The sequence below is a fragment of the Cupriavidus sp. NPDC089707 genome (assembly GCF_044748965.1).
Classification (GTDB): domain Bacteria; phylum Pseudomonadota; class Gammaproteobacteria; order Burkholderiales; family Burkholderiaceae; genus Cupriavidus.
On the sequence record NZ_JBIVHB010000044.1, the window covers coordinates 1 to 17,589 of the forward strand.

Genomic DNA, 17,589 nt, shown 5'->3' on the forward strand with positions numbered 1-17,589 from the left:
GGCGACCCGCGTAACCAGGTGATCAAGGAAGTGGCGAAGAAGCTGTCGAAGGACGCCGGCTCGCTGAAGATGTTCGACATCGCCGAGCGCCTGGAGACCGTGATGTGGGACATCAAGAAGATGTTCCCGAACCTGGACTGGTTCAGCGCGGTGAGCTACCACATGATGGGCGTGCCGACGGCGATGTTCACGCCGCTGTTCGTGATTGCACGCACTTCGGGCTGGGCCGCGCATATCATCGAGCAACGCATCGACAACAAGATCATCCGCCCGAGCGCCAACTACACCGGTCCGGAGAACCTGAAGTTCGTGCCGATCAAGGATCGCAAGTAAGGCCGGCTGCCGGTTTGCCCTGCGTCGGGTTGCATTGATCCGGGCCTGCGGGCAAAGGGGGTAGTTGGTCGCTGATACGGGACCGCTACCCCTTTTTCATACTTATATAGATTTCCCTACACCATGAATTCTGCAAACCGCAAACCGCTACCGGGCACCAAGCTGGATTACTTCGACGCGCGCGCCGCGGTCGAGGCCATCCAGCCGGGTGCCTACGACAAGCTGCCGTACACGTCGCGCGTGCTGGCAGAAAACCTGGTGCGCCGCTGCGATCCCGCCACGCTGACGGATTCGCTGAAGCAACTGATCGGGCGCAAGCGCGACCTCGACTTCCCGTGGTTCCCCGCACGCGTGGTGTGCCACGACATCCTGGGCCAGACCGCGCTGGTGGACCTTGCCGGCCTGCGCGACGCCATTGCCGACCAGGGCGGCGACCCCGCCAAGGTCAACCCGGTGGTGCCGGTGCAGCTGATCGTCGACCACTCGCTGGCGGTGGAATGCGGTGGCTTCGACCCGCACGCGTTCGAGAAGAACCGCGCCATCGAAGACCGCCGCAATGAAGACCGTTTCCATTTCATCGACTGGACCAAGAAGGCGTTCAAGAACGTCGACGTGATCCCGCCGGGCAACGGCATCATGCACCAGATCAACCTGGAGAAGATGTCGCCGGTGATCCACGCTGACAACGGCGTGGCCTACCCCGACACCTGCGTCGGCACCGACAGCCACACCCCGCACGTCGATGCGCTGGGCGTGATCGCCATCGGCGTGGGCGGCCTGGAAGCCGAGAACGTGATGCTCGGCCGGGCCTCGTGGATGCGCCTGCCGGATATCGTCGGCGTCGAGCTGACCGGCAAGCGCCAGCCCGGCATCACCGCCACCGACATCGTGCTGGCCCTGACCGAATTCCTGCGCAAGGAAAAGGTGGTCGGCGCCTACCTGGAGTTCCGCGGCGAAGGCGCCTCGAGCCTGACGCTCGGCGACCGCGCCACCATCTCCAACATGGCGCCGGAATACGGCGCCACCGCGGCGATGTTCTTTATCGACGAGCAGACCATCGAATACCTGCGCCTGACCGGCCGCACCGACGAGCAGCTCAAGCTGGTCGAAACCTACGCCAAGACCGCCGGCCTGTGGGCGGATTCGCTGAACAACGCCGAGTATGAGCGCGTGCTGAAGTTCGACCTGTCGAGCGTGGTGCGCAACATGGCCGGCCCGTCGAACCCGCACAAGCGCCTGCCGACCTCGGCGCTGGCAGAGCGTGGCATCGCCGTGGACCTGGACAAGGCCCGCGCGCAGGAGGCCGAAGGCCTGATGCCGGATGGCGCAGTGATCATCGCGGCCATCACCAGCTGCACCAACACCAGCAACCCGCGCAACGTGATCGCCGCCGCGCTGCTGGCGCGCAACGCCAACGCGCGCGGGCTGACGCGCAAGCCGTGGGTCAAGTCGTCGCTGGCGCCGGGCTCCAAGGCCGTCGAGCTGTACCTGGAAGAAGCGAATCTGCTGCCGGACCTGGAAAAGCTCGGCTTCGGCATCGTCGCCTTCGCCTGCACCACCTGCAATGGCATGTCCGGCGCGCTCGATCCGAAGATCCAGCAGGAAATCATCGACCGCGACCTGTACGCCACCGCCGTGCTGTCCGGCAACCGCAACTTCGACGGCCGCATCCACCCGTATGCCAAGCAGGCCTTCCTGGCCTCGCCGCCGCTGGTGGTCGCCTACGCCATCGCCGGCACCATCCGCTTCGATATCGAGAAGGATGTGCTCGGCACGGACAAGGACGGCAAGCCGGTCTATCTGAAGGACATCTGGCCGACCGACGAAGAGATCGACGCCATCGTCAAGCAGAGCGTCAAGCCCGAGCAGTTCCGCAAGGTCTACGAGCCGATGTTCGCGCTGACCGCGGAAACCGGCGAGAGCGCCGAGCCGCTGTACGACTGGCGCCCGCAGAGCACCTATATCCGCCGCCCGCCGTACTGGGAAGGCGCGCTGGCCGGCGAGCGCACGCTCCAGGGCCTGCGTCCGCTGGCGGTGCTGGGCGACAACATCACCACCGACCACCTGTCGCCGTCCAACGCGATCCTGCTGAACAGCGCGGCCGGCGAGTACCTGGCCAAGATGGGCCTGCCGGAAGAGGACTTCAATTCGTACGCCACGCACCGCGGCGACCACCTGACCGCGCAGCGCGCCACCTTCGCCAACCCGACGCTGATCAATGAAATGGCGGTAGTCGACGGCCAGGTCAAGAAGGGTTCGCTGGCGCGCATCGAGCCGGAAGGCAAGGTCGTGCGCATGTGGGAGGCGATCGAGACCTACATGGATCGCAAGCAGCCGCTGATCATCATCGCCGGCGCGGACTATGGCCAGGGCTCGTCGCGCGACTGGGCCGCCAAGGGCGTACGCCTGGCCGGCGTGGAAGCCATCGTCGCCGAGGGCTTCGAGCGCATCCACCGCACCAACCTGATCGGCATGGGCGTGCTGCCGCTGGAGTTCAAGCCGGGTGTGAACCGCCTGACGCTGGGGCTGGATGGCACCGAGACTTATGACGTGATCGGCGAGCGCCAGCCGCGCGCGACGCTGACGCTGGTGGTGCATCGCAAGAATGGCGAGCGCGTGGAAGTGCCGGTCACGTGCCGCCTGGACAGCGACGAGGAAGTTTCGATCTACGAGGCTGGCGGCGTGCTGCAGCGGTTTGCGCAGGACTTTCTGGAGTCGAGCAAGGCGGCGGCATAAGGCGTTGCTGTTGGGTTGCTCCCCTCTCCCGCTTGCGGGAGAGGGGTGGGGGGGAGGGCCGGCGTTCGGCAAGCACGATATCGCTTCACTTCGTGGCAACGCCTGCCCTCTCCCCCACCCCTCTCCCAGAGGGAGAGGGGAGAAAATAATCGCTGCTTGCTTCCCAACGATTGATTCTTAAGCTGACTGAGTGAGACAAGGCCCCAAACGGCCTAACCAGGACTAGTGATTCCCATGGCCCACGTACCCCAAATCAAGATCCCCGCCACCTACATCCGTGGCGGCACCAGCAAGGGCGTGTTTTTCCGCCTGCAGGACCTGCCCGAGCGTGCACAGTCGCCCGGCCCGGCCCGCGATGCGCTGCTGATGCGCGTGATCGGCAGCCCCGACCCGTACGGCAAGCAGATCGACGGCATGGGCGGCGCGACCTCCAGCACCAGCAAGACCGTAATCCTGTCCAGGAGCACGCGTCCGGATCACGATGTCGACTACCTGTTCGGCCAGGTCTCGATCGACCAGTCCTTCGTGGACTGGAGCGGCAACTGCGGCAACCTGTCCGCCGCGGTCGGCCCGTTCGCCATCAGCGCCGGCCTGGTTGACCCGAGCCGCATCCCGCAGAACGGCATCGCCATCGTGCGCATCTGGCAGGCCAATATCGGCAAGACCATCATCGGCCATGTGCCCATCACCAACGGTGAAGTGCAGGAAACCGGTGACTTTGAACTCGACGGCGTGACCTTCCCCGCCGCCGAAGTGCAGCTCGAGTTCATGGACCCGGCTGCCGAGGAAGAAGGCGCCGGCGGCGCCATGTTCCCAACCGGCAACGTGGTCGACGACCTCGAGGTGCCGGGCGTCGGCACGCTCAAGGCGACCATGATCAACGCCGGCATCCCGACCATCTTCGTCAATGCGGAAAGCATCGGCTATACGGGCACCGAACTCCAGGACGCCATCAACAGCGACACCAAGGCGCTGGCGGTGTTCGAGACCATCCGCGCCTATGGCGCGCTGCGCATGGGCCTGATCAAGGACGTGGACGAGGCCGCCAGGCGCCAGCACACGCCCAAGGTTGCCTTCGTGGCCAAGCCGGTGGACTACACCGCCTCCAGCGGCAAGAAGGTGGCTGCGGCCGACGTGGACCTGCTGGTGCGCGCGCTCTCCATGGGCAAGCTGCACCACGCGATGATGGGCACGGCAGCCGTTGCCATCGGCACCGCGGCGGCCATCCCCGGCACGCTGGTCAACCTGGCTGCCGGCGGTGGCGAACGCAACGCCGTGCGTTTCGGGCACCCGTCCGGCACGCTGCGCGTGGGCGCCGAAGCGCAGCAGGTCAATGGCGAATGGGTGGTCAAGAAGGCCATCATGAGCCGCAGCGCGCGCGTGCTGATGGAAGGCTGGGTGCGCGTGCCGGGCGACGCGTTCTGAGCTGAGCCCCCTTCCGCGAGGCCGTTCATGTCCACTGACACGCCGTCCGCGCAACGCCCCGATCCGGACCAGGTGCTGGTCGACATCGTCGACTATGTCACCCGCTACGAGATCAAGAGCGGCCTCGCCTACGATACCGCCCGCAACTGCCTGATCGACACCCTCGGTTGCGGGCTCGAAGCCCTGTCCTACCCGGCCTGCACCAAGCTGCTCGGCCCCATCGTCCCCGGCACGATCGTGCCCAACGGCGCGCGCGTACCGGGCACCCAGTTCCAGCTCGATCCGGTCCAGGCCGCGTTCAATATCGGCACGATGATCCGCTGGCTGGATTTCAACGACACCTGGCTGGCGGCAGAATGGGGGCATCCATCCGATAACCTCGGCGGCATCCTGGCCGTCGCCGACTGGATCTCGCGCAATAACCTCGCCGCCGGCCGCAAGCCGCTGACAATGAAGGCCGTGCTTACGGCCATGATCAAGGCGCATGAGATCCAGGGCTGCATCGCGCTGGAGAACTCGTTCAACAAAGTGGGCCTGGACCACGTGGTGCTGGTCAAGGTGGCCTCCACTGCCGTGGTCGCGCAGATGCTGGGGCTGGCGCGCGACGAGATCATCAATGCGGTCTCGCTGGCCTGGGTCGATGGCCAGAGCCTGCGTACCTATCGCCATGCGCCCAACACCGGCAGCCGCAAGAGCTGGGCCGCGGGCGATGCGACCAGCCGCGCGGTGCGTCTGGCGCTGATCGCGCGCACCGGCGAAATGGGCTATCCGTCGGCGCTGACGGCAAAGGCCTGGGGCTTCTATGACGTGCTCTTCAAGGGCCAGCCGTTCAGGTTCCAGCGGCCCTACGGCTCGTACGTGATGGAGAACGTGCTGTTCAAGATCTCGTTCCCCGCCGAGTTCCATGCACAGACTGCGGTGGAAGCGGCCATGCAGCTGCATGGCGCGCTCGCGTGCGCCGGGCGATCGGCGGCGGATATTGCAGCCATCACCATCCGTACCCATGAGGCCTGCCTGCGCATCATCGACAAGCAGGGCCCGCTCAGCAACCCTGCCGACCGCGACCATTGCATCCAGTACATGGTGGCGGTGCCATTGCTGTTCGGCCGCCTGACCGCCGCTGACTATGAGGATGACGTTGCGGCCGATCCGCGCATCGACGCACTGCGCGACAGGATCGCCTGCCTGGAAGACCCCGCGCTGACGCACGACTACCACGACCCGGACAAGCGCTCGATCGCCAATGCACTGACCGTCGCGCTGAACGACGGCACCGTGCTGGACGAAGTGCTGGTCGAATATCCCCTCGGGCACAAGCGCCGGCGCGCCGAAGGCATCCCGCTGCTGGTGGAAAAGTTCCGCACTAACCTGGCGCGGCGTTTCCCGCCGAAACAGCAGCAGGCGATCCTGGCGGTGTCGCTGGACCAGGCTCGCCTTGAGGCGATCGCCGTTAACGACTACCTCGATATGTATGCGATCTAGGTTATCGCGTGCGGATTTTCATGCCGAATCGGCATAACCCCTGAAGATTCTCCTAACGTATAGTCTCAGCCGCTGCCCGGCCGTTGCCTGGACGCAGGCCCCGGCAGGCGGACGAAGACTGAATGCGGATGGCACCGCTGTGCCCACAAGGCATGTGCTGCCATTCCCGCTGCTGTTCCTATACGCGCCTACACGTTCGTATATATACCGAGGAGAATCATGAAACGTTTTGCCCGCGCCACTACGCTGGCTGCCGCCCTGCTGTCGGCCAGCCTGATCACCGGCACCGCCAGTGCGCAACTGGCACCGGCCGCCCTGCCCGTCACGGCCGCTGCCACGGCCCCGGCCCCAGCCGAAGCCCGCAAGGCGAACATCGTCATCATCGGTACCGGCGGCACCATTGCCGGCGCCGGCGCATCGGCCATCAATACCGCGGCTTACCAGTCCGCCGTGGTGCCGGTCGACAAGATCATCGCCTCGGTCCCGGAAATGTCCAAGGTCGCCAACGTCAAGGGCGAGCAGATCTTCCAGATCGGCTCGGAAAGCTTCAACAACGAACGCCTGCTGAAGCTGGCCAAGCGCGTCTCGGAGCTGCTCAAGCAGCCTGACGTCGACGGCATCGTCATCACGCATGGCACGGATACCATCGAGGAAACCGCGTACTTCCTCAACCTGACGCTCAAGAGCGACAAGCCGGTGGTGGTGGTCGGCTCGATGCGCCCGGGTACGGCGCTGGGCGCGGACGGCGCACTGAACCTGTATGACGCGGTCCTGGTGGCTTCCAATCCCGCTTCGAAGGGCAAGGGCACGCTGGTGGTGCTCAACGATGAAATCCACACCGGCCGCGACGTTACCAAGAGCAATACCTTCAAGACCGAAACCTTCCGTTCGCCGTTCGGCCCGCTGGGCTACGTGGTGGAAGGCCGCTCGCTGTATTACCGCCTGCCGGCGCGCCCGCACACCGTGCAGACCGAGTGGGATATCGACAAGATCGACAAGCTGCCCGAAGTGGCAGTGGTCTACGCCTACGGCAACGTCAATCCGGCCAGCATCGACGCTGCCGTGAAGAACGGTGCCAAGGCCATCGTCTATGCCGCCACCGGCAACGGCAGCGTCGGCGACTATATGGTCGAGTCGCTCAAGGCAGCGCGCGCCAAGGGCGTGCAGATCGTGCGTGCCTCGCGCACCGGCAGCGGGGTGGTGGTCCGCAATGCGGAGCAGCCGGACGACAAGTACGACTGGATCGTCACCGACGACCAGCTGCCGCAGAAGGCGCGCATCCTGATGGCGCTGGCGCTGACCAAGACCAACGACGCGAAGGCGCTGCAGCAGGTTTTCTGGAAGTATTGATGGCGGCGTGGAGCGGCCGGTCTCGACGCCAGACGCTCCTGCTCTCCCCCCTGATCCCCCGTCTCCTCTCCCGCTCGCGGGAGAGGAGACACTCTGGTGGTTGTTTCGATGACGACGGCTGCCCGGTCCGCTCTACTTTCTCCCGGTTTCCTCCCGCTCCAGCCATTGCCGCGGCGATTCGCCCAGCCGCGTGCTGAATGCGCGCGATAGCGCAGACGCATTGGCATACCCCAGTTCCACCGCCACAGATTTCACCGGACGACCCAGCCTGAGCTGCGCCTGCGCCAGCGACAGCCGCCAGTCGGTCAGGTAGTCAGCCGGCGGCTGGCCCACGATGCGCCGGAACGCGGCGGCAAACGCGCTGCGCGACATGCCCGCGCGCTCCGCCATGCGCGGCAGGTCCCACGCGGCGCCGGGATCCTCGTGCAGCGCCACCAGCGCGCGCGCCAGGCGCGGGTCAGACAGCCCCGCGATCAGTCCGGCCTGGATGCCGGCGTCCTGGTGATGGTCGATCAGCCAGCGCAGCAACTGGATCAGCACGACTTCGAAGAGCCGGTCCGCCAGCAACCGGTGGCCGCAGCGCACCTGTTCGGCCTCGGCGAACAGCAGCGCCAGCGCCTGTTCCAGCCCCGCCACGCGCGCCAGCGGCAGGGCGATCAGCGGCGGCAACGCGCGCACCACCGGATTGCGCGCGCCGCCGTCGAAATCCAGCGCCGCGCAGGTGAAATCCGATCCCTCCACTGGCGGGTTGTGGAACATGTGGTGGATCGGGCGAGGGTAGAACAGCAGCGTCGGCTCCTCGAAGCGCAACATCCCCGGCAGCCCGGCGCCGGGCGGATGGCGCAGTTCGAGTTCGCCCCGCCGCAGCACATGCAGGAACCCGCGGCCGGGCTGAGCGACGAATTGCGTCAGCCCGCACAGCGGACCCTGGTGGAACAGGTGGGCGCGGGCGCGGAAACGCTCCAGCAGCGCGGACAGGCGGTCGACCGGTGCATTCATGGCAAGCGTGGACGAATTGATATGGATGGAGGACGTTGCGTATCCCATAGTACGCAGTTTCCAACCATTATGGGTTCCAGGGCGATCACAACGCCTGTTCACTTAACCCCGTACCAAGGAGTTCATCATGCCCCGCGTTCCTCTCGTCACCGCCGCCACCGCCTCGGGCGACACCAAGGCGCTCTTGAACGAAATCCACGGTGCCTTTGGCGCCACCCCCAACATGTTCCAGGCTGTTGCCAACTCACCCGCTGCGCTGCGCAGCATGTGGGGTGCGTTCGGCGCGCTAGGCAGCGGTGTATTGGGCGCTGCGCTCGGCGAGAAGATCGCCGTTGCCGTGGCCGACCGCAACCAGTGCGAATACTGCCTGGCAGCCCACACCGCACTCGGCCGCAAGGCCGGCGCGACCGCCCAGGAAATGTCGGAAGCGCAGGCCGGGCGCGCGCAGGACCCGCAGACGGCCGCCGCTTTGTCGTTCGCGCTCAAGCTGGTCAACGACCGCGGCCAGGTCAGCGATGCCGATGTGGCGCAACTGCGCGAAGCCGGATTCAACGATGAACAGATTGTCGAGATCCTGGCACATGTGGCGCTGAACCTGTTCACCAACTACGTGAACGTCGCATTCGCGGTCCCGGTCGATTTCCCGAAGATCAGGCTGCGCGCCGCGGCCTGAGTGACCTGAGCGGCCTCAGCCCTCGCGGCCCGGCATGCCCAACGCCTGGCCGCGCGAGGCGCCCGTCATCAGCCGGGCCTCGATGATCTGGGCCTTGCTGCTGCATCGACGCGTCCATGAAGCCGCCCTCTCATTGGAAGCGGATTCGCGCCAGCTTACTGGCGCGCATGGAGGTCTAGAAGCAATGCTGGCGGTTAATTGCATTTTCTGAAGAGGTAGCAGCGCGCCTGCGCTGGCCCGTCGACTCAGAACATGGCGCTGCTCATCAACGCCTTTGCCACCAGCACGGCTTCGTCGGCTGCCTCGGCGTAGACGGACACCTCGCTGGCTACCTGCCGCCGGCCACGCCGCACCACTGTCGCCACCGCGCGCAATGCCGCCCCTTGCGCCGGCGCCAGGTACTGGATCGACAGCGAACTGGTCGCTCCGCCCTTCACTTCGTCGGCACTGGCGCCCGATGCGGCCACCGCGGCGCCGGCAATATCGATCAGCGTGGCAATGACCCCACCGTGCACGGTGCTGCCATGGGTCACATTGGTCGGCAGGAACGGCATTTCAAGCTCGACGTGCTCAGGCGCCAGGCAGGCCAGCCGCACGCCCAGCGCCCGCGCGACCGGTGAGCCCAGCAGGATGTTGTCGATCATCGTGCGCATGCGTGGGTCAACGGCGGCATCGCGGCGCGAGGGGGCGAGAGTGGCAATGGCTTGCGGCATGGAACGGCTCCAGGGTGTGGTCCTTGCAGGGATGGATGGAGGGTAGTGGCTCAGGTGCCCCGGCTCAATTACGTATGACGTAGTTGGCTTGCAGTCCGCCCGCGCCCGGCGGGCCACCACCCGGACCCCGTATAATGTCCCCCCGTTTCACCCCAACCCCGCTCCCGCCACCATGCCGCAGTCTTTCGAATCCGCCCCGCTCCGCCCCGAACCGGAGACCGGCAATACGGATTCCACGCTGTCCGATCGCCCGGACAGCCCATGCATCGGCATCTGCTCCACGCTGTTCGACGAAATCTGCCAGGGCTGCGGACGCACCGCCGCCGAGGTCAGCAACTGGGTGTTCTTCAGCGATGAGGAAAAGCAGGTGGTGTGGGAGCGCATCACGCGCGAAGGCACGGCCCGCCGCTTCCGGCAAGGCTGAAACGCGCCTTCCCCTGCCGGGCCCTCAGCCGCCCGCCAGGCGCCGCTCCATGTCTTCGACTTCGCACCGCTCCAGGCGCTGCCGTGCGAGCTTGCGCCAGCTCTCCGCCAGCGGTGCCAGCGCGGCCATGTCGTTGAGCGCGGCATAGTCGAGCCGGTCGACATACAGCACGTGCAGCAGCCGCTGCAGCGGCCATTGCGGGTACGGACGCGCCACCAGCGCCAGCGTATCGCCCGCGCCTGCCTCGCCATCTTCCAGCACGCGGTAGTACCAGCCGGTGCGCAGGCTTTGCTGCACCGCCCGTGACATGCCGGGAAAGCCGAAGCGGTGATTGAGCTTGAAGCATGGCTGGCGCGCCTGCGAGACCTCCACCAGCGCCGTGCCAAGCCGGAAACGGTCGCCGATACAGATATCGGCCTCGGTCAGCCCCAGCGTGCTCAGGTTCTCGCCGAATGCACCGGGGGCATCCAGCACGCCAATGCCGGCCGCGCCCTGCTCCGCCAGTTCGGCACGCCAGCCGGGGTAGTGGTCGCGCGGATAGTGGTGCACGGCCTTCTCCGGACCGCCGTGGTGGCGCGGATCGCCCTGCTGGTCGCCTTCCAGCCCGAGCATGCCGATGCGCACGCGCGCGCTGGCCGCGACCTTGGCAATGCCGCTGGGGACGCCCCTGGGCCCGAACGGCCGCACCTCGCCAACGAGCACGGCGTCGATCACAGCCTGTACCGGCGGCACCGGCAATGGCGGCGTGCTCATAGCCCCGCCTGCTCCAGCCAGCGGGCAAACATGCGTTCGCCTGCCGCCGCCACGTTCGCGCCGACCTCCGCCGTGCGCGCACGGATGGTGCGCGGGTCGATGCCGGCCTTGCCGAGTTCGACGGTATGCCCAACCAGCCAGGCCTCGATGTCTCCCGGCATGACTTCCGGATGGAATTGCAGCGCCAGCACCTGGTTGCCGATGGCATAGGCCTGGTTTGTCACCGCCCCAGTGGACGCCAACAGTTCCGCGCCGGGCGGCAGGTCGAAGGTATCGCCATGCCAATGCAGCACTTCCCAGTTAGCCGCGTGTAGTTCGCCAAGCACCGAATCCCGTCCAGCCGGCGTCGGCACGATCGGTGCCCAGCCAATCTCGCGCGTGCCGGGAAACACGCGCGCACCAGCGGCACGCGCGATCAGCTGCGCGCCCAGGCAAACCCCGATCATCTTGCCGCCGGCGGCCAGCCGCTGGCGGATCAGTGCGATTTCGCCTTCCAGCCACGGATAGGCATCCGTCTCGTAGACGCCGATCGGCCCGCCCAGGATCAGCAGCAGGTCGGCCGGCTCGTCGGCGATGGGGCACAGGTCGTCGACGCCCGCCTGGAATACCCGCAGTGCATGTCCGCGCGCGCGCAACGCATTGCCGATCACGCCCGCATGCTCGAATGCGAGGTGCTGGATCACATGGGTGGTGCGTGTGGCCATGGGCGACTCCTGCCGATCAAGAAGGGTCCCCATGGTAGCGCCAATGGCCAAGTCGCGAGACAGCCACGGCAGGATATCGCCTGTTGCGGCGGCATTCCGGCACGGCATGCCGCCACGGTGCGCTATTTTGTCGCAGCCGGGACCAGGGTCATGGCATCGGCCCGCGCGGGGGCCAGGGGCATGGTCACGTACTCCACCGCCGCCCATTTGCCGGCCCAGTCGCGATAGCGCGGCAGCAACGCGTTGCCGGACTGCCCCGTCGAATCCATGAAGCGCGATCCCGGCAGGTCGGCCAGGTCATACAGCGCGCGCACGCTTGCGGCGTGGGTGTTCTCGAACGGCGCCTTTTCGTCGCGCAGGTTGTGGCGGCCGACGTTGACCGTATACGTGTCGCCACCGGTCGGCACGCGCAGGTTGAACAGCGGCGACAGGTACGCGACTTTGCCGAACGGCTTGTGCTCGGAACGGGCCGTATGCGCCTGGCCCCAGTGCCAGCGTTTCGGGTCGTCGCCATAGCGGCGCGACAGGTCGGCCATCGCCTGGGTCCAGGCATCGGCAATCGCGTCGTTGCAGCTTTCGGCGGGTCCAGTATGCGGACGGTCGCACCAGAACGCCCCGAGCTTGCCGGGGTCGCGCAGGATATTCATCATCGGCTGTTGCACGTTGCGCTGGTCCCACAGCCGGACAAAGATTGCCTCGCCGACCTTTTCCTCGAACAGCCGCCGCGACAGCTCGCGCAGCCAGGCGGTGACGACCAGCGGCTCGGCGCGCTCGGCGTCCATGGTGCCGTCCCACTTGCGCAGCGCATCGAGCAGCGCGCGCTCGCGCTCAGGCCTTGCGCCGTCGTGGCTGACCGGTGCGGCCAGCAGCAGCGGCAAGGCCTCGCGCACGGCCAGCGACAGCACGTCTTTCTGGATCGCGGCGAACGTGTCGAAGGTGTGCTTGGGCGTTGCCGCCAGCAACGCCTGGATGCGGTCATGGCGGTACGGCACTGTCCATTCGCTGGTGATGAAGTACGGGTAGTCCGACGGCACGATGCGCTGGTTGGCCGTTACGATCACCCCTTGCGCCGGGTTGTAGCGCTGCGGCAGCGCCTCGAACGGGATAAAACCGGCCCAGTCATAGCGCGCATCCCAGCCTGGCGCGGGCGCCAGGCCCTTCAGGTCGTTGTCGGCGCGGCGCAGCGGCACCCGACCAGGCGCGAAGAAGCCGATATTGCCGTCGACATCGGCGTAGACAATGTTCTGCTGCGGCGAGTGGAAGTCGCGCAGCGCGGCGGTGAAGCTGGCCCAGTCGCGCGCCTCGTTCATCTTCATGCCGGCCTGGAAGGTGCGGTCGTCCGGACGCAGCGCGGTCCACTGGAACGCGACCACGTATTGCGCGCCAAGCGGCCCGGCCGCCGCGGACAGCGGCTCGGCCACGTCGGAGATAACCGGCCCGTGGCGCGTGCTGCGGACCTTCAACGTCACGTCGGGCGCGCCCTTGACGCGGATGGTTTCGGTGCGGGTCTCGAAGGTGGCCCAGCCGTCCGGAGTCTGGTACTGGGTTTCGCTGCCGGGCCGCAGCCGTTCGATAAACAGGTCCTGCACGTCCGGCGCGGTATTGGTCAGGCCCCATGCGATGCGGTCGTTGTGCCCGAGCACGACCACCGGAATGCCGGGCAGCGTGGCGCCGGCCACGTCCAGTCCCGGGGCTTTCATGCGGGCGAAGTACCACAGCGCCGGCGCCTGCAAACCCAGGTGCGGGTCGTTGGCCAGCATCGGCTTGCCCGATTGCGTGTGCGCGCCGGAGACCACCCAGTTGTTCGAGCCCATGCCCTCGACATAGCCCGGCGGCGCCTTGTCGCCGACGCTGGCCATGGCATTCGCCAGCGGCGCCAGTTGCTTGTACAGGTGGCCGTAATCCATGGTGCGCACCGGCTGCTCGCCTGGGTACGGCGCCAGCAGTTCGCTGATGCGCGCCACCGGCAGCACCTGCGCCAGGCGCATGCGCAGCGTTTCCTGGTTCCAGTTGCCGCCCAGGTCCCAGGCCATCATGGTCTGCCAGCCCAGCGTATCGGCCGGTTCCCAGTGTTCCGGCTGCGTGCGCAGGAGCAGGAATTCTGGCGGCAGCGGTCCCTGGCGATGGTCGATCCACGCATTGACGCCGTCGGCATATGCCTGCAGCGCGGCCCGCGTTTCCGGCGAAGCCTGCGCCAGGATCGCCTCGGCATTGCGCCGCACTCCCAGCGTGCGCAGGAACCTGTCGTTATCGAGCGCGGACGGCCCCAAAATCTCGGCGAGCCGACCGGCCACCACGCGCTTGTTCATCTGCATCTGCCACAGCCGGTCCTGCGCATGGACGTAGCCCAGCGCGAACCAGGCGTCGGCCTTGCTGGCGGCACGGATCTGCGGCACGCCGTTGCCATCGCGCACGACGGTGACCTGGCCACGCAAGCCTGGCAGCGCGACAGTGCCGGATGCGGGCGGCTGCGCCGCCTGGCGATACCAGATGAAGGCCCCCGCCGTGCCGGCTATCGCCAGCACCAGCAGCCATCCCGCAAGCTTGGCCAGACCACCGAACCAGCGCATCGTTGCTCCCCTTTTATCCTTGTCGTGGTGTGGTAACGGCGACTGCCGCCGCTTCGTTGGCGGCGATGCAAAATGCCCGGACCAGCCGGGCATTTTCCCATGTCCGCAGGCCTCAGGCCGGCTTCTTCAACTGCAGGGCCTTGTATTCGAGGAATTCCTCCAGCCCGTACTTGCCGGCCTCGCGCCCGTTGCCGGACTGCTTGTAGCCGCCGAACGGCGCGGCCATGTTGAACGGCCCGCCGTTGATATCGACCTGGCCGGTGCGGATGCGCCGCGCCACGCGGATCGCGCGCGCCTCGTCGCCGGACCAGACGCCGCCACCCAGCCCATAGATGCTGTCGTTGGCAATGCGCACCGCCTCTTCCTCGGTGTCATAGCAGATGATCGAGAGCACCGGCCCGAAGATCTCTTCCTGCGCCACGGTGGCACGCGGCTCGACATTGCCGAGCACGGTCGGCTTGACGAAGAAGCCCTGATCCAACCCTTCCGGCGCCTCGGCGCCGCCGGCCACCAGTTCAGCGCCCTCTTCCAGCCCGCGGCGAATATAGCCGGTGACACGCTCCTTCTGCACGGCGGAAATCAGCGGTCCGAGCCTGGTGGTTTCCTGCAGCGGATCGCCCACGGTAAAGCCGGCCACCACCTTCTGCGCGATCGCCTTCACTTCGTCGTAGCGGGCACGCGGCACCAGCATGCGGGTATGCGCCGAACAGGTCTGGCCCGAATTGAGGAAGCAGGCGCTGATCGTGCCCTTGACCGCCGCCGCCAGGTCGGCATCGTCCAGGACCACCGAGGCAGACTTGCCGCCCAGCTCCAGCGCCACGCGCTTGACCGTCTGAGATGCCAGTTCGGACACGCGCTTGCCGGCCCGGGTCGAACCGGTGAACGACACCATGTCGACCTCCGGATGGCTCGCCAGCACCTCGCCCACCACCGGGCCAAACCCCGTCACCAGGTTGAACACCCCTGGCGGCAGGCCGGCGGCCTCGATCACCTCGGCCAGCACGAAGGCGTTCAGCGGCGCCACTTCCGACGGCTTGAGCACCACGGTGCAACCCGCGGCCAGCGCCGGTGCGACCTTCAGCGTGATCTGGTTGAGCGGGTAGTTCCACGGCGTGATCGCCGCCACCACGCCCACCGGCTCGCGCACCACCAGCGAATTGCCGACTTCTTCCTCGAAGGGGAAGGTGTCGAGCAGCTTCGCGGCCTGCCCCCAGTTGTAGACCGGGCCGCCCACCTGGATCGCGCGCGCCAGCTTGATCGGCATGCCGACTTCGCCGGCGATCATCTGGGCCAGTTCTTCGCTGCGCGCCTTCAGCCCTTCGGCGATCTTGGCGATATACCCGGCGCGCACCGACGCGGGCGTCGCCGCCCAGCCGTCAAAGGCAGCGCGGGCGGCCTGGATGGCGTCTTCCGCATCGCGCGGCGAGCCTTCGGGAATGGTCCCCATCACCGCTTCGGTGCTGGAATGGATGACGTCGATGGTGCCGGTACCGTGGGGCGCGACCCACTTGCCGTTGATAAACAGTTTGTCTCGTTGTTGCATGGCCACAGTTCTCGGTTGGTGCTGAGTTTGACGGATGGGCAACCGCATTTTTTTGTTACTTTTATGGTGCACGCACATTGTAGAGCGGTTTGGAGACTATGTTTCCAGCCCTGGCAGCCCCCGCGCCGGCCGCTCTTTATCAAATGGCGATAATCGGCCGCACCCGCAAAACGGACTGCTCGCACGGACGGCCGGCATAACAAGGGAGCGAGACACATGGTCGATCCGATCTACCGCAAGACGGATGCGGGACAAGACGAGATCAGGACGCGCGCGCGCAAGCTGGACCACAAACTGCGCGCGCTGCTATTGATGGTCAACGGCGAGCGCCGCGGGCAAGACCTGCTGGCGCAGGCGGCAGGCATGGGCGTGGGGCCCGATGCCATCGACATTCTGGCCGCCCAGGGGCTGGTCGAGGCAGTGCAGGAGGCGGCACCGGCGATTGCGGCTGCCGTTGCGGATGCACCTGCGCGCACTTCGGCCGCCGCGGCGGATACCAACTTGTTTTCGGTGTACGCCATGCGGCACGCGCCGGCCGCCGAGCCGGCGGGTATTCCTGCCTCGACACAGCCGATAGCGCAGCAGGCGCCGCCGACGCACTCTGCCGCCGAGATCGACGCGTTCCAGCGCCTCTATCACTTCTATACCGAAGTCATCGGCCAGCACCTGGGCCTGCGGGGCTACATGCTGCAGGTCAAGGTGGAAAAGGCGCCGGACTTGCCTACGCTGCTGACCCTGCGCGAGCCGCTGCACGCGGCGCTGCTCAAGGCCAAGGGCGAAATCACGGCGCATGCGATCCTGCGTGAACTGGACACCATCGCACAAGACCTGCCGGCGGCAGCCGGATGACCGCCCCCGGGGGGCCAGACAGCAAAAAGGCCGCCTCGGAGGGCGGCCTTTTCCATGGGAATGCGGCAAACTCAGCCGTCGATCCCCTGCGACTGCAGGTACTCGTCATACGTACCCAGGTAGTCGGCCAGCGTGCCGTCGGTGCGCACTTCGATCACGCGCGTGGCCAAGCCCGAGACGAACTCGCGGTCGTGCGACACGAAGATCAGCGTGCCCTGGAACTTGTCCAGCGCGATCTGCATCGACTCGATCGACTCCATGTCCATGTGGTTGGTCGGCTCGTCCAGCGCCAGCACATTGTGGCGGCCCAGCATCAGCTTGCCCCAGATCATGCGGCCCTTCTCGCCGCCGGACAGCACCTTGACGTTCTTCTTGATATCGTCGGCCGAGAACAGCAGGCGGCCCAGCGTGCCGCGCAGCGACGTTTCGTCATCGCCGGCCTGCGTCCACTGGCTCATCCAGTCCATCACGTCGCGGTCTGCGGGGAATTCCTCATACGTGTCCTGCGGCATGTAGCCGACATTGGCGTTCTCGGCCCACTTGACCTCGCCGCGGTCGACTTCCACGCCGCGCTGCACGCCGGTCTGCACCGCGCCGTTGAGCAGGCTGCGCAGCAGCGTGGTCTTGCCCGCGCCGTTTTCGCCAATGATCGCCACGCGCTCGCCGGCCTGAATCGCCATCGACAGGCTGTTGATGATCTTGCGGTCGTAGCTCTTGGTGATGTTCTCCACCTCGACCGCCAGGTTGTGCAGCTTCTTCTCGAACTCGAAGCGGATGAACGGGTTCTGGCGCGACGACGGCTTGATGTCCTCGACCTTGATCTTCTCGATCTGCTTGGCGCGCGAGGTGGCCTGGCGGGCCTTGGACTTGTTGGCCGAGAAGCGGCGCACGAAGTCCTGCAGTTCGCTGATGCGCTCCTTGGCGCGCGCGTTGGCGGCCATCTGGCGCTCGCGGGCCTGCATGTACGCTTCCATGTATTCGTCGTTGTTGCCGGGTAGACCTTGAGCGTGCCGTAGTCCATGTCGGCCATGTGGG

Annotated in this window: 14 protein-coding genes and 1 pseudogene; 8 read left to right on the plus strand and 7 right to left on the minus strand. The window is 66.6% G+C overall.

The features are described from left to right. The 5 genes from ACIP1U_RS32005 to ACIP1U_RS32025 form a co-directional block, all read left to right on the plus strand. The coding region (locus ACIP1U_RS32005) for a citrate/2-methylcitrate synthase (RefSeq protein WP_400323780.1) at positions 1 to 333 on the plus strand (333 nt) is incomplete at its 5' end. 123 nt (positions 334 to 456) lie between these two features. After that, positions 457 to 3,069 (plus strand): Fe/S-dependent 2-methylisocitrate dehydratase AcnD, encoded by a 2,613-nt coding sequence (acnD, locus tag ACIP1U_RS32010; RefSeq protein ID WP_400323783.1) that lies wholly within the window; start codon positions 457 to 459, stop codon positions 3,067 to 3,069. Between the two features lie 234 nt (positions 3,070 to 3,303). Further along, a complete protein-coding gene (gene prpF / locus ACIP1U_RS32015; protein WP_400323786.1) occupies positions 3,304 to 4,494 on the plus strand; it encodes a 2-methylaconitate cis-trans isomerase PrpF in 1,191 nt (396 codons plus the stop codon). A 27-nt stretch (positions 4,495 to 4,521) separates the two neighbouring features. Continuing rightward, positions 4,522 to 5,976 (plus strand): bifunctional 2-methylcitrate dehydratase/aconitate hydratase, encoded by a 1,455-nt coding sequence (locus ACIP1U_RS32020; protein WP_400323789.1) that lies wholly within the window; start codon positions 4,522 to 4,524, stop codon positions 5,974 to 5,976. Positions 5,977 to 6,195: 219 nt separating this feature from the next. Beyond that, a complete protein-coding gene (locus ACIP1U_RS32025) occupies positions 6,196 to 7,326 on the plus strand; it encodes an asparaginase (protein ID WP_400323792.1) in 1,131 nt (376 codons plus the stop codon). A 132-nt stretch (positions 7,327 to 7,458) separates the two neighbouring features. Here ACIP1U_RS32025 and ACIP1U_RS32030 read toward each other — a convergent pair whose 3' ends face one another. Then, positions 7,459 to 8,325, minus strand: a complete 867-nt coding sequence (locus ACIP1U_RS32030; RefSeq protein WP_400323819.1) for an AraC family transcriptional regulator — start codon at positions 8,323 to 8,325, stop codon at positions 7,459 to 7,461. A 127-nt stretch (positions 8,326 to 8,452) separates the two neighbouring features. On the opposite strand from ACIP1U_RS32030, the gene ACIP1U_RS32035 reads away from it, so the two are divergent. Continuing rightward, the gene (locus ACIP1U_RS32035; RefSeq protein ID WP_400323795.1) at positions 8,453 to 8,998 is read left to right on the plus strand and encodes a carboxymuconolactone decarboxylase family protein; all 546 of its coding nucleotides are present in this window, start codon (positions 8,453 to 8,455) and stop codon (positions 8,996 to 8,998) included. A 245-nt stretch (positions 8,999 to 9,243) separates the two neighbouring features. Here the strand turns inward: ACIP1U_RS32035 and ACIP1U_RS32040 are convergent, their stop codons facing one another. Further along, on the minus strand, positions 9,244 to 9,711 hold the full coding sequence (locus ACIP1U_RS32040) for a PaaI family thioesterase (protein ID WP_400323798.1): 468 nt from the start codon (positions 9,709 to 9,711) through the stop codon (positions 9,244 to 9,246). A 172-nt stretch (positions 9,712 to 9,883) separates the two neighbouring features. Here ACIP1U_RS32040 and ACIP1U_RS32045 point away from each other — a divergent pair, with 172 nt between their 5' ends. Beyond that, positions 9,884 to 10,135, plus strand: a complete 252-nt coding sequence (locus ACIP1U_RS32045; RefSeq protein ID WP_400323801.1) for a DUF1289 domain-containing protein — start codon at positions 9,884 to 9,886, stop codon at positions 10,133 to 10,135. Between the two features lie 24 nt (positions 10,136 to 10,159). Here ACIP1U_RS32045 and ACIP1U_RS32050 read toward each other — a convergent pair whose 3' ends face one another. The 4 genes from ACIP1U_RS32050 to ACIP1U_RS32065 form a co-directional block, all read right to left on the minus strand. Beyond that, positions 10,160 to 10,888, minus strand: a complete 729-nt coding sequence (locus ACIP1U_RS32050; RefSeq protein WP_400323804.1) for an MOSC domain-containing protein — start codon at positions 10,886 to 10,888, stop codon at positions 10,160 to 10,162. Next, positions 10,885 to 11,592 carry a glutamine amidotransferase gene (locus ACIP1U_RS32055; RefSeq protein ID WP_400323807.1) on the minus strand — a complete coding sequence of 236 codons (708 nt, stop codon included), beginning with the start codon at positions 11,590 to 11,592 and terminating at the stop codon, positions 10,885 to 10,887. Before ACIP1U_RS32055 ends, ACIP1U_RS32050 begins: the two co-directional genes overlap by 4 nt. A gap of 122 nt (positions 11,593 to 11,714) precedes the next feature. After that, positions 11,715 to 14,162: a penicillin acylase family protein gene (locus ACIP1U_RS32060; protein WP_400323810.1), complete on the minus strand. Its 2,448-nt coding sequence runs from the start codon at positions 14,160 to 14,162 to the stop codon at positions 11,715 to 11,717. A 112-nt stretch (positions 14,163 to 14,274) separates the two neighbouring features. Beyond that, positions 14,275 to 15,705, minus strand: coding sequence for an aldehyde dehydrogenase family protein (locus ACIP1U_RS32065; protein WP_400323813.1), 1,431 nt, complete (start codon positions 15,703 to 15,705; stop codon positions 14,275 to 14,277). A 216-nt stretch (positions 15,706 to 15,921) separates the two neighbouring features. Here ACIP1U_RS32065 and ACIP1U_RS32070 point away from each other — a divergent pair, with 216 nt between their 5' ends. Continuing rightward, positions 15,922 to 16,554, plus strand: a complete 633-nt coding sequence (locus tag ACIP1U_RS32070) for a hypothetical protein (RefSeq protein ID WP_400323816.1) — start codon at positions 15,922 to 15,924, stop codon at positions 16,552 to 16,554. Positions 16,555 to 16,625: 71 nt separating this feature from the next. Here ACIP1U_RS32070 and ACIP1U_RS32075 read toward each other — a convergent pair. After that, positions 16,626 to 17,589, minus strand: a pseudogene (locus tag ACIP1U_RS32075) (ATP-binding cassette domain-containing protein); the annotation flags it as partial.

Excerpts from the sequence above, each read along its gene's own strand:
- acnD (WP_400323783.1), top strand. The coding sequence starts at position 457 with ATGAATTCTGCAAACCGCAAACCGCTACCGGGCACCAAGCTGGATTAC.
- prpF (WP_400323786.1), top strand. The coding sequence starts at position 3,304 with ATGGCCCACGTACCCCAAATCAAGATCCCCGCCACCTACATCCGTGGC.
- ACIP1U_RS32020 (WP_400323789.1), top strand. The coding sequence starts at position 4,522 with ATGTCCACTGACACGCCGTCCGCGCAACGCCCCGATCCGGACCAGGTG.
- ACIP1U_RS32025 (WP_400323792.1), top strand. The coding sequence starts at position 6,196 with ATGAAACGTTTTGCCCGCGCCACTACGCTGGCTGCCGCCCTGCTGTCG.
- ACIP1U_RS32030 (WP_400323819.1), bottom strand. The coding sequence starts at position 8,325 with ATGAATGCACCGGTCGACCGCCTGTCCGCGCTGCTGGAGCGTTTCCGC.
- ACIP1U_RS32035 (WP_400323795.1), top strand. The coding sequence starts at position 8,453 with ATGCCCCGCGTTCCTCTCGTCACCGCCGCCACCGCCTCGGGCGACACC.
- ACIP1U_RS32040 (WP_400323798.1), bottom strand. The coding sequence starts at position 9,711 with ATGCCGCAAGCCATTGCCACTCTCGCCCCCTCGCGCCGCGATGCCGCC.
- ACIP1U_RS32045 (WP_400323801.1), top strand. The coding sequence starts at position 9,884 with ATGCCGCAGTCTTTCGAATCCGCCCCGCTCCGCCCCGAACCGGAGACC.
- ACIP1U_RS32050 (WP_400323804.1), bottom strand. The coding sequence starts at position 10,888 with ATGAGCACGCCGCCATTGCCGGTGCCGCCGGTACAGGCTGTGATCGAC.
- ACIP1U_RS32055 (WP_400323807.1), bottom strand. The coding sequence starts at position 11,592 with ATGGCCACACGCACCACCCATGTGATCCAGCACCTCGCATTCGAGCAT.
- ACIP1U_RS32060 (WP_400323810.1), bottom strand. The coding sequence starts at position 14,162 with ATGCGCTGGTTCGGTGGTCTGGCCAAGCTTGCGGGATGGCTGCTGGTG.
- ACIP1U_RS32065 (WP_400323813.1), bottom strand. The coding sequence starts at position 15,705 with ATGCAACAACGAGACAAACTGTTTATCAACGGCAAGTGGGTCGCGCCC.
- ACIP1U_RS32070 (WP_400323816.1), top strand. The coding sequence starts at position 15,922 with ATGGTCGATCCGATCTACCGCAAGACGGATGCGGGACAAGACGAGATC.